Genomic DNA, 11,444 nt, shown 5'->3' with positions numbered 1-11,444 from the left:
CTACTCGCCGTACAGCGGGGGAACGCTCGTCGAGGTGTACAGGTAGTAGACGGGGTCCTTGTAGGTGCCTGGGACCTTGCCCAGGCCCTTGATGACCGTGGCGCCGTGGCTGACGGCGTACAGGTACGCGGTGCCGGTGTCCTTGTCGATGGCGGTCAGCAGCGTGCTCTGGGCGCCGCACCGCTGGGCGACCAGGGACTCGAAGGTCTGCCAGGTCGACGTACGGATCTTCTTCACGATCGGCTGTTTGCCGGCCGCGTGCGGGATGTGGATCGTGTAGAGCGCCCCGGCCCGGGTGTTCGCCAGGAAGGTGTCGTACGTCGAGGTCGCGCTGATCAGCGCCATCGTCTTCACGGCGGAGAAGCCGTTGAAGCGGGTGTTGGTGGTGTACGGGAAGTCCGTCCAGTGCCACTGCAGCCGGTACAGCGCGCCGTCGCTGCGCAGCCGGTACGTGTAGTCGACGACACCGTCGGAGCGGTCCGAGGCGTTCTCGTCGTACGTGTAGCCCTGGTAGTTCTTGCCGGAGTTGCTGAAGCCGGAGATCGGCTTCCCGGTCTTGTCGGTGCCGTACCACGCGCTGTACAGGTTCGTGTTCAGCATCACCTCGGCGGACGCGAGGTCGCCGCCCGACGACTTCGGGTTCCGCACCCAGGTCGTGCTCAGCCTGGTGATGCCAGGGGTGAACATATGGACCCCCGTGTACTGCTTCGCGGTGATCGGCGACCCGGCGGTGATGTTCGAGTAGCCGATGTCGCCGCCGGCCGTGACGGATCCAACGGTCATCGTGCAGGCCGTGGTGGTGGCGGCAGGTGCCGCGGCCGCCGGCCCGGTCGCCAGCGCACCCAGCAGTACGGCGGACGCCGCGACCGCGGAGGTTCGGGTCAGGCTCATGTCGGACAGGTCCTTTCGGGAAGGTGTCTCGCTCATCTCGATACCATCGCCGCCCGGAAAGTTGCGGGTAACTTTTCCGGTCGAGACCGCATCGTGCAGGGTGTGAAGAGCCTGAAACGTGCCACCGCCGCGACCGCCGTACTGCTCGGCGCCTTCGCGACCGTGCCGGCCCACGCCGCCCCGACGTCTGCTCCGACCCCGACCTGCAAGGTCCAGCTCGAACCGGTGACGAGCCGCGGCGACGCGCCGAACACGACCATCGCCGCGACGTCGCCGCCGACCGCGAAGACCACCACCGGCCCGCACCTGTTCGCGCCCGGCACCGTCCGGCTCACCTCCAGCTGGCGCTGGGACTCCGGCTCGAACGACGGGTGGGTCGTGATCGGCCCCCGGCTGTACCAGGTGTCCTGGGGGTACGACGAGATGACCGGGGAGCTGTACGACTACCAGAACCCGGTCGGCGGCGGGTGGGACCGGTTCACGATGTTCGAGCAGGCGACGTACGGCTCGCCGGCGACCCGGATCGCGCGGTACGGGCTGCGCAACGACGGCGTGCTGTTCCGCTGGACGAGCTGGAAGAACGTCCGCCAGTACCCCGGTTTCGCGTCCGTGAAGGCGATGACGCTGATCAGCGAGACCAAGACGTACGACACGTTCCTGGCCACCACCCGCGGCGGCGCGCTCTACACGATCCACATCCCGGCCGACACCCGGCTGCAGCCGACGGTGAAGAAGATCCGGAGCTCGACCTGGCAGGGCTTCGAGACGCTCATCGCCGAGCGCTGCGGCACCCAGAGCACGCTCCTGACCGCCATCGACAAGGACACCGGCACCGCGTACCTGTACGCGGTCAGCCACGGCGCCGTCGTCATCAAAGGCCTGGGCAAGGTCCCCGGCACCTACAAGGACCCGGTGATCGCTCGCTGGGTGCTCGACGACGCCCCCAACCGAAACGGAGAGTAGTTCCCTTATGAAACTCAAGCGCACAGCCGCCACCGTGGCTTCTGCCGTACTGCTCGGCGGCCTGGCGACGACGACCACCGGGTCGGCGAACGCCGCCACCGTGTCGGCCACGGCCGCGTGCACCATGAACGTCACCGGGATCACGAGCGCCGGCGACATCTCCGGCACCCAGGTGACCGCAACGTCCCCGGTGACCGCGAAGACCGTGAAAGGCCCACACCTGTTCACGGCCGGGGTTGCCAAGGCGGCCTCGACCTGGACCGAGTCCCTCGACGTACCGGCCGGTGCGACCACGACCGGTCTCGCCATCCTGAACGACACGCTGTACTCGGCGTACTACTCGACCATGTCCGGTGTGCCGCCGACCGGTCTGAAGAAGGTCGGGCCCGGATGGGGCTATTTCAACTTCGTCGAGGAGTCGTTCTGGCAGCAGGCGCCGGGGTCGACTGTGACCGCGACCGCACGGTACGGCTTCGAGAACGGGCCGGGGTACCTGCACCGCTGGCGGAAGGACGCGAAGGGTGTCTGGCACGGTGACGTCGCGACCGGCTTCTCCGCGGTCAAGACGATGGCGCTGATCAGTGAGACCCAGACGTACGACACGTTCCTGGCCAACACCCGCGGCGGTGCGCTGTACACGATCCGGATCCCGCGGACGGCGCCGATCAAGCCGATCGTGAAGAAGGTCCGTACGTCGACCTGGCAGACGTTCGAGTCGCTGGTCGCGGAGAAGTGCGGCAGCCAGGGCACGCTGCTGACCGCGATCGACAAGGACACCGGTGCGGCGTACCTGTACGCCGTTGGTCACGCCAATGGCACTGCGACCGTGATCAAGGGGCTCGGCAAGGTTCCGGGCACGTTCAAGGACCCGGTCTACTCGCTGACCACGCCGGAGGGCGTCGCACCCCTGTCCGGAGAGTGACCTGATGACGAGGCCCCCGGTGACCGTGCGGTCACCGGGGGCCTCGTTGTGATCCTAGAAGTCGCCGCCGAAGTCTCCGCCGCCGAAGTCGCCGAAGTCGAAACCGCCGCCGTCCCCGCCGTCGCCGCCTCCGTCGCCGAAGTCGCCGTTGTCCCCGCCACCGTCACCGCCACCGTCGCCGCCGTCGGCCATGCCGTCCTGGTAGCCGTCGGCGTAGTCGCCGTAGCCGCCGCCCGAGAACATGCCGCCGAGCGCGGTGCCGATGAACATGCCGGTCAGGACGCCGCCGACGCCGCCGAACAGACCCTGCGCGTACGGCGAATACGCCGGGCCGGCCTCCCAGTACGGCACCCGCTGCGGGCCGACCATGACCTTGCGGACGTCCGGCTCCGCGCCGGCCCGGACCCGCTCCGCATCGGCCGCGCAGGCCGGCACCTCGCGCGGCGCGCCGCCCGGCGGCGACCACATGACGTCGACGACCGACGGGCCGTGCTGCGGGTTGAAGAAGCAGGCCGGGCGGCGCTGCGGCAGCGGCTGGCCGTTCACCCGGGCCTTCACGCACGCGGCGGCGTACCGGCCGTCCTCGAGGATCTCGATCACGTGCTTGATCTGGTCGGCCTGGGTCACCTGACCGACCGCCTGCTTCGCGGACTCGTAGGAGTCCAGGGCGCGCTGGTAGTCCTGCCGCGCGCCGTCACCGAGGTCCTTGCCGACCATCTCCAGGTCGAGGTCCTGCAGCTCCTCGCCGAAGCGGGTGATGTCCTCGTCGGCGGTCCGCTTGACCGCCTCGAGCTCGGCGGCGGTGATTTCGTGCTGCTTCTTGTTCTGCAGCTGGGTCCGGCGATAGGAGTTGTACGCCAGCACCGCGATCACCACGACCGCGATGATCAGGATGAATTCCATGACGGGCCTCTCTCGGGGGTCCTTTCCGGCAACCCTATCGAATGCCTCAAGGCGGCGGCCGCCACGCAGGGTGACGCAATCCCGGGAAAGCGGTCACCGGCGACGCATAATCGAGGAGCGCGCCGCCCAGCGTCTGTCCCACCCCCGCCGGAAGGCCGTCCATGGGCAAGACCGCGCGACTGATTCCCCTCGTGCTCACCGCGACCGTACTGGTACCGCAACCTCCCTCCAGCGACTCGTCCTACCAGGAGATTCCGCTGGACGGACCCTCCGTCCAGGCCCGTACCGAACCGTATGGAATGGTCGGCATCACCTGGCCGGAAGGTGTGCGGAACGTGACCGCCAAGGTCCGGGTGCAGCAGGACGGGAAATGGACCGATTGGCAATCGTTACCGGTCGAGGACGACCACGGGCCCGATCCATCGGATGCCGAAGGAATTCTGCGGGCCGGCACCGAACCGTTATGGGTAGGAAATGCGACCGGCGTCCAGGCCAGTGCGACCAGTGACACCGGTACGCCGGTTTCCGGGGCGAAGGTGGTGCTGATCCGGCCCGGTGTGCTCAGCACCGACGCGGACGAGCCGGGCGACGTCGGCGTGACGTCGAGTGCGTCGCCGTACCCGATGCCGTTGATGGTCAGCCGGCGCCGGTGGGGCGCCGACGAGCGGCTGCGGACGTACAACGGGGCGTCGTGCGCGCGGCCGAAGTACACGACGACCGTGCTGGGGGCGTTCGTGCACCACACCGCGGACCGCAACGACTACAGCCGGACGGACGTCGCGGGGATGGTGCGGGCGATGTACGCGTATCACGTGAAGAGCCGCGGTTGGTGCGACCTCGGGTACAACTTCCTCGTCGACCGGTTCGGCCGGATCTTCGAGGGCCGCGCGGGCGGCGCGCAGCTGCCGGTGCTCGGCGCGCACACCGCGTCGTACAACGCGAACTCGTTCGGAGTCGCGGTGATCGGGAACTTCGACGAGACCGCGCCGCCGGCGGCGATGCTCGAGTCGACGGCCCGGGTGCTCGCCTGGAAGCTGGACGCCAACTACCGGTCGCCCTCGGCAACGATCCGGCTCGACGGGAAGAGTCTGCACACGGTGTCCGGGCACCGGGACACGAAGGCGACGGACTGTCCGGGGACCGAGCTGTACAAGAAGCTCCCTTGGTTGCGGCAGCGGGTGAACGCCTTGATGGGCGGCAGTTTCGCGACCCCGATCTACCGTTACGCGAGGAAAATCGGCTTCCGGAACATCGGGCAGCCGTTCTGGGGCGAGCACCCGACGCGGACCGGGCGGGCGACGTACTTCGCCACCCGGGACGTCTTCTACTCCGTTGCCACCGGCCCGCATTCGACCGCCGGCGCGTTCCGGACCCGGTACCGGCGGCTTGGGGCGGGGAGTGCGCGGCTCGGGTTGCCGATCACCGACGCGTACCAGGTGCACGGCGGGGTCCGGCAGAAGTTCCAGCGCGGCTGGCTGGTCTGGGACCGCCGCGTCCGCCAGGTGCAGGTCGTCTACGGGAGAGAGCTATGAGAAAACGTGTGATCGCGGCGGTCGTACTGTCGTCGACAGTGGTGAGCACGACCGCACACGCTCGCGAGATCACACCGGCCGCTGCCGTGCCGGACACCGCGATCACGGGGCGCGGCTTCGGGCACGGGCGCGGACTGTCGCAGTACGGCGCCCAGGGGGCCGCGCTGGCGGGGAAGTCGGTGAAGCAGATCCTCGATTTCTACTACCCGGGGACGACTACCGGGAAGGCGACCGGCAGCATCCGGGTGCGGATCAGCGCCGACACCACCGACGGCGTCCGGGTCGGCGCGGTGAACGGGCTCGCGGTTCGCTCGATCGCCACCGGCAAGGTCTATCCGTTGCCTAAGGCATCGACCATCGACGAGTGGTCGATCGACCCGAACGGCGAGCACGGCACCAAGCTCAGCTCGTACGACGCGACGACCAAGAAATGGACGCTGTACAAGACGTTCACCGGGATGGCGCAGTTCGAGGGCGCCTCGGTGATCGGGCTGGTGCTGCCGAGCGGCGCGGTACGACGGTACCGCGGCGCGCTGCGGGCGATCGACGTGTCCGGGCCGCACCTGGACACCGTGAACGTGTTGCCGCTCGAGTATTACCTGCGCGGCGTCGTACCGCGGGAAGCCGTGACCAGCTGGCGACCGGCCGCGCTCCAGGCCCAGGCCGTTGCCGCGCGCACCTATTCGGTCTACCACCGGAGCCGCGCGAGCTCGAGGGCGTACGACCTGTGCGACACCATCTCCTGCCAGGTCTACGGCGGGTACGACGACGAGGTGACGTCGACGAACAACGCGATCGCGGCCACCGCCGGGCAGATCCGGCTCTACGGCGGCAAGCCGATCATCGCGGAGTTCTCGTCGTCGAACGGCGGGGCCACGGCGGCCGGCGACGCGCCGTACCAGGTGACCAAGGTGGACGGCTGGGACGCGTACCCGCGGAACGGGAACCCGAACGTCACCTGGCGGGTGACCCGGAGCGCGGCCGAGCTGCAGGCGGTGTTCGACGTCGGGTCGATCCGGTACGTCCGGGTGCTGAAGCGGACCGGGGTCGGCCCGGGCGGCGGGCGGGCGCTCACCGTGCAAGCCGTCGGGTCCCGCGGGTCCCGGGTACTGACCGCCGACCAGGTCCGGATCGGCCTGCACCTGCGCTCGTCCTGGATCAGCTTCCCGGCCCGCTGACCTGATATGCCAACTACGCCGGCCGAAGAGCCGGTGGCTGAACCATTGACGGGCCCTCCATGCGCCGGTTAGAACGTGACATCGCTGTCAACCACCGCCCAGGAGGAGCAGGTCGATGCGCAGAAAGCTTGGTATATCAACACGGCTGGCCGCAGGAGTGCTCGCGGTCGCGACGCTCGGAGCGCTGAACATGTCCACGGCCAGTGCCGGGGACGCGCTCGGGACCGATCCCGTCGCCGCCGCGCGGGCCAGGGCGTCGTACGACGCCATCAACACGTACTTCGACGCCGGCCGCGGGCTGCTGCTCGAGGAGTACCCGAACACCCAGTCCAACGCGTACTCGTACGTCTGGCCGTACTCGCAGGCGGCGATCGCGGCCGAGGACCTGGCCGGGGTGCCCGGCGCGGGCCGTGCCGGTGCCGCGGAGGCGGACCGCCGGGTCGCGGCATACGAGTTCTACTGGAACTCGGGGACCACGCCGACCGGCTACGACTCGTACGTCCGGCCGCCGAACGGGCAGGGCGGCGACAAGTTCTACGACGACAACGAGTGGATCGGCCTGAACATGATCCAGCGGTACAAGCGGACCGGCGACGCTGCCGCGCTCGCGCGTGCCAAGGACATCTTCGCGCTGGTCGTGCACGGCTGGGACACGGACCCGTCGCACCCGTGCGCGGGCGGCGTGTACTGGACGCAGGCGCCGTGGAGCCAGGACCGCAACACGGTGTCGAACGGACCGGGCGCGGAGCTCGGCGCGCACCTGTACCTGCTGACCCACGACGCGTCGTACCTGACGTGGGCCAAGAAGATGTACCAGTGGGCGCAGACCTGCATGCTGGCGCCGAACGGCCTGTACTGGGACCACATCGACCTGGCCGGGAACGTCGAGAAGACGCAGTGGAGCTACAACCAGGGTGTGATGCTCGGCGCCGGGGTGCTGTTGTTCAAGGCAACGGGTGACGCGCGGTACCTGCGCGACGCGAAGTCGGTCGCGAACGCTTCGCTGGCGTTCTACAACACGCCCGAGATGCTCGCGAAACAAGGCGCCGCGTTCAACTCGATCTGGTTCAAGAACCTGCTGATCCTGGACTCGGTCAGCCCCGATCCGCGGTACCGCAAGGCGATGCAGTCGTACGCCGACGACAACTGGAACACCACCCGTGACCCCGCGACCAACCTGTACAAGTTCCGCGTGGGCACGGTGGAGCTCCTGCAGCAGTCCGGTATCACCCAGGTCCACGCCCTGCTGGCGTGGCCCAGGTCCCGTTACGGCCTGCTCGCCTAGGCAGCGGCCGTCGCGGTCTTGATGTCGACCGGAGTGACCGGCGTCCCGTCCTGCGGGCTGTTCTGGGGCGTGACGCCGGCCTCCGCGACCTTGTCGATCAGCTTCAGGCTCGGCTCGTCGATCGTCCCGAACGCCGTGTACTGCGCGGTCAGCCCGGAGGCGTCGCCGTACACGATGAAGAACTGGCTGCCGTTGGTGTTCGGCCCGGAGTTCGCCATCGCCAGCATCCCGCGGCCGTACTTCAACGTCGGGTAGACCTCGTCGGCGAAGCTGTACCCCGGCCCGCCGGAGCCGGTCCCGGTCGGGTCGCCGCACTGCAGCACCTGCAGTCCTTCGCCGACGGTCAGCCGGTGGCACTTCGTGTTGTCGAAGTACTTCTGCCCGACCAGGCTCAAGAAGTTCTTCACCGCGCACGGCGCGAGCGCGCTGTCCAGGGTCAGCTGCAGGTCGCCGATCGACGTGTCCAGGCTGACCTTCGACGTACCGGACGCCTTCGTCTTGCCGTCGGCCGGCAGGTTCACCTTCTTCGCGGCCGGCTCGGCGCTCTTCTTGTACTGGCAGTTCACCTCGGCGGCCAGCGGCTTGGCCCGCTTCGGCGCCGGGAACATCGCGGTCGGGATACTGGCCGGCTTGTTCTCCGCGGCCACCGACGGCGTGGCCGCCGGCTTGTCGTCACCGCCTCCGAAGACCACGAACGCCCCGACGACGACCACGACCACCGTCACGACCGCCGCCACGGTGACCGCGAGGTTCCGGCGTTGCCGCCGGTGCTCCGCGTCCCGCTCGGCCTGCCGCTTCGCCTTGCGCGCCGCCAGCTGCTGCTGGTGGGTCTTCTTGGACATGCAGTAACCCTCCTCAACCGGATGCCTGGACGGAACCTACAGCGTCAACCTGAGAACTGTCTGTCAATCCGAGGTCTGCGAGCACGATTACCCGATCGTTAGCTGTCAGCGTCAGCTCGGCGTCCCGCGGCGGGTTCAGCGCGACGCCGTACGTCGGCGGCCGGTGGAACCCGCTCGCGACCCGATACCCGATCGCCGTCTCGCCCCGGCGGCGGGCGGCCTCCGCCACGGTCGCGAAGTTCGCGACGGCCCCCGGTACGACGTAGTCCGCGGCCGGCTTCAGGTAGATCTCCGCGCCCTCCGGCCCGAGCAACTCGGTGAAGATCTCGGCGAGGTGCAGGTTCTGGCTGAGCTGGGTGAGCAGCAGGCTGATGAGCTTCTCGCTGACCACGAAGTCGTCGGCCTCGGTGACCTGCGCGATCTCCCGGTTCGCGTCGTCGTTGATCTCGCTGACGATCGAGTACGGCGCGTTCAGCCGCTGCTCGAGGTCGCGGATGTGCAGCAGGGTCAGCAACGTCCGGGCGTCCGCCTGCTGCTCGTCGAGGTTGTCCGCGGCCAGGATGATCACGTGCTGGTAGCTGCCGACGTCCAGCGCTTCCAGAGCGGCGCGGTTCGTCGGGTCGCAGGTCGTCGTACCGATCGTCAGGTTCCGGTACGTCGCGGGCCGGGGCTCGTCGGTGCCGGCGATCTGCAGGTGCGAGCCGCAGGTGGCGAAGTCGTCGAGCAGGTCGAGGATCTTCGGGGCGCGCTTGTTCCAGCCGATCATCAGGGTCCGGGCGGGGCACGACTCGGGTTCGGTGCAGACCGCGATCGCGTCCTCGACGATCCGCGCCGGCGCCGTGGAGCGGCGGATCATCGCCTCGTCCTCGGCGAGCAGGACCAGTTCGTCGTCGGCCGCGATCACGAGGTCGACGGACGGGTTCAGTACGACGCGCCCGTCGACGTACCGGATGCCCACCAGGACGCCCCGGTCGTACGTCCGGCTGACCTCCCCGAACGGCAGCCCGACGGCGGCCGGATCGCAGCGCAGGTAGAACTCGTTGCCGCTGAACGACAGCAACTCCATGCACACCGCCGACAACCCGGACTGCCGATGCGCCTGCACGATCAGCCGGACGGCGAGGTCGTCCGCGCCGATCAGCTCCGCCCGCGGCCCACCGGCGAGCTGCGCCGCCGCCAGGTTGTCGGACTCCCGCAAGGCCGCCACCACATGGGGCCCGTCGGCCTGCCGGGCGCGTTCACCGAGCGCCAGCAGGATCTTGATCACCTGAATGTCCGCGTCCTCCGTGGCCGGCGGCAACACCATCACCGAACTGGCCGCGGACAGGTTCACCAGATCGAGATCGGCCGGGCGCAACGGATTCCCGGTCCGGCACACCACCACGGTCTTTCCGTGGTCACCGATCCGCGCGCGGAGCTCGTCCTCCATCTCCACCTTGTCTTTGTCGGCAAGGATCGCGACACAGGTACGGCGCTGGTCCTGGTTCGCCTGCACCAGCTCGGCGACCACCGTGAACACCTGCTCCGACCACCCGAGCACAACCGTGTGCCCGCGTTCGACGACCCGCGATCGCCCCTTCCGCAGATCCTCGATCTTCGCGTCCAAGCCGGTGGTGATGACTCCGATGAACGCACTCACGACGAAGATCCCGCCGATCGTGATCAGCAGCATCAGGAACAGGAACAGCGGGCTCCCACTGTCGCCGGCGACCGTACCCGTGTCGATCGCCCGCATCAGCGTCACCCAGAACATGTCCGCCCAGCCCCCGTGCTGAACGACGTCCCTCGGCACCAGCCAGATCGCCAGCAGCGACATCACCAGCACCAGCACCGCCGACGCAAGCCCCAACCAGGCAATCAACGCCGGCGTGCCCCGCGACATGGTGCTGTCGAACCAGTACCGAGCCCGATCCCGCCACATACCCCGCTCCTCACGTCCAACCCAACCAGCGCACTATGCCACGCCCAAGGTGAAAGAACACCGCAAATGGACACCCCTTCGCGCCGGCTGCCCGTCACCGCCTTCGGCGGGTGCGCGTCGGATGGTTGCCGGGCGGGGGTGCCGGCGGAGCGTGGTGCGTGGTGTGGGTGGAAAGGTCGCCGTGTCGCGGCGGCTGTTTCAAGCCTGCAGTGGACCGCCAGCGGGCGTCCGACGCCCGGCGGTCGTTGTGCGGAGGTCTGCTCTCCCGTGTGCTGCGCGGCCGTCGACGTACCGCGGACAGGGCCGAGGAAGGGCGCGAAGACGCGGGCCGAGCCAGCGTGGGGGAGTCAGCCGAGATACGGCTGCCTGCGACTGGGTCCGAGAAAGTGCGTCAGCCGCAGGAACTGCGTGGGGTGGATCGGCAAAGCAGTCAACCGAGCTGGATCGATGTAATCGATGTCGGTGGACTCGTCTGAGCGCATGAGCGATCCGCCGACGGTGCGTGCGGTGAGGCAGCCGTTGAACTGCTGCCTGACCTCGCCATCGGAGTATGCGATGACGTGGCGTGGATCGGTGTAGATGCCGACCATTCCGGTGACCTCAACATCGAGTCCGGTCTCCTCACGAACCTCGCGCACGGCGCAGTCGCTGATGGACTCTCCGAGATCGAGTGCGCCACCGGGCAAGGCCCAGTTTCCGGAGTCGGCTCGACGGATCAGGAGAATCCGTCCGTCGTCGTCGGTGATGACCGCGGATGCTGCAACGACCAGGGAGTCCGGCTCTGGCGCGTCGGGGTCGTCGTAATAGTCGGTGCGTCCCACGCTACTCACGCTACCGGGGTGGCTTGGTCCCACACGGCGTCGAACGACTCGCGGTAGGTCGCGGCCATTGCCGGCTTCGCAGTTGAGGGTGTAGTGCCCGTTAGCGTGCTGGTGTCGAGACAGGGTAGAGGTCTTCTGGACGGGCGGGGTGAGAACTCCTGGCATCGGAGACCCGCATCCGACCTC

General features: G+C 68.6%; 10 protein-coding genes. 5 read left to right on the top strand and 5 right to left on the bottom strand.

What is annotated here, in order from left to right; translation table 11 throughout:
- The gene (locus tag ACFV9C_RS09600; protein WP_380192124.1) at positions 1 to 927 is read right to left on the bottom strand and encodes a hypothetical protein; all 927 of its coding nucleotides are present in this window, start codon (positions 925 to 927) and stop codon (positions 1 to 3) included.
- Between the two features lie 66 nt (positions 928 to 993).
- Here ACFV9C_RS09600 and ACFV9C_RS09595 point away from each other — a divergent pair, with 66 nt between their 5' ends.
- Positions 994 to 1,854 (top strand): hypothetical protein, encoded by an 861-nt coding sequence (locus ACFV9C_RS09595; protein WP_380192123.1) that lies wholly within the window; start codon positions 994 to 996, stop codon positions 1,852 to 1,854.
- Between the two features lie 7 nt (positions 1,855 to 1,861).
- Complete coding sequence (locus ACFV9C_RS09590; protein ID WP_380192122.1) at positions 1,862 to 2,776, top strand: hypothetical protein; 915 nt, start codon at positions 1,862 to 1,864, stop codon at positions 2,774 to 2,776.
- A 54-nt stretch (positions 2,777 to 2,830) separates the two neighbouring features.
- Here ACFV9C_RS09590 and ACFV9C_RS09585 read toward each other — a convergent pair whose 3' ends face one another.
- Positions 2,831 to 3,679 (bottom strand): hypothetical protein, encoded by an 849-nt coding sequence (locus ACFV9C_RS09585; protein WP_380192121.1) that lies wholly within the window; start codon positions 3,677 to 3,679, stop codon positions 2,831 to 2,833.
- A 161-nt stretch (positions 3,680 to 3,840) separates the two neighbouring features.
- On the opposite strand from ACFV9C_RS09585, the gene ACFV9C_RS09580 reads away from it, so the two are divergent.
- From ACFV9C_RS09580 to ACFV9C_RS09570, 3 genes are all read left to right on the top strand, one after another.
- Positions 3,841 to 5,211 (top strand): N-acetylmuramoyl-L-alanine amidase, encoded by a 1,371-nt coding sequence (locus tag ACFV9C_RS09580; protein ID WP_380192120.1) that lies wholly within the window; start codon positions 3,841 to 3,843, stop codon positions 5,209 to 5,211.
- Complete coding sequence (locus tag ACFV9C_RS09575) at positions 5,208 to 6,389, top strand: SpoIID/LytB domain-containing protein (RefSeq protein WP_380192119.1); 1,182 nt, start codon at positions 5,208 to 5,210, stop codon at positions 6,387 to 6,389. The genes ACFV9C_RS09580 and ACFV9C_RS09575 overlap by 4 nt, the downstream gene beginning before the upstream one ends.
- Before the next feature lie 115 nt (positions 6,390 to 6,504).
- A complete protein-coding gene (locus ACFV9C_RS09570) occupies positions 6,505 to 7,674 on the top strand; it encodes a glycoside hydrolase family 76 protein (RefSeq protein WP_380192118.1) in 1,170 nt (389 codons plus the stop codon).
- Here ACFV9C_RS09570 and ACFV9C_RS09565 read toward each other — a convergent pair.
- The 3 genes from ACFV9C_RS09565 to ACFV9C_RS09555 all read right to left on the bottom strand — a co-directional run bounded on the left by ACFV9C_RS09565 (position 7,671) and on the right by ACFV9C_RS09555 (position 11,258).
- A complete protein-coding gene (locus ACFV9C_RS09565) occupies positions 7,671 to 8,516 on the bottom strand; it encodes a peptidylprolyl isomerase (RefSeq protein WP_380192117.1) in 846 nt (281 codons plus the stop codon). The genes ACFV9C_RS09570 and ACFV9C_RS09565 overlap by 4 nt on opposite strands.
- 13 nt (positions 8,517 to 8,529) lie before the next feature.
- A complete protein-coding gene (locus ACFV9C_RS09560; protein WP_380192116.1) occupies positions 8,530 to 10,437 on the bottom strand; it encodes a hypothetical protein in 1,908 nt (635 codons plus the stop codon).
- Between the two features lie 347 nt (positions 10,438 to 10,784).
- Positions 10,785 to 11,258 (bottom strand): NUDIX hydrolase, encoded by a 474-nt coding sequence (locus ACFV9C_RS09555; RefSeq protein ID WP_380192115.1) that lies wholly within the window; start codon positions 11,256 to 11,258, stop codon positions 10,785 to 10,787.
- Positions 11,259 to 11,444 lie beyond the last annotated feature (186 nt).

Source organism: Kribbella sp. NPDC059898, from assembly GCF_042730855.1.
Classification (GTDB): domain Bacteria; phylum Actinomycetota; class Actinomycetes; order Propionibacteriales; family Kribbellaceae; genus Kribbella.
This window is presented reverse-complemented; position numbering and strand designations above follow the sequence as displayed.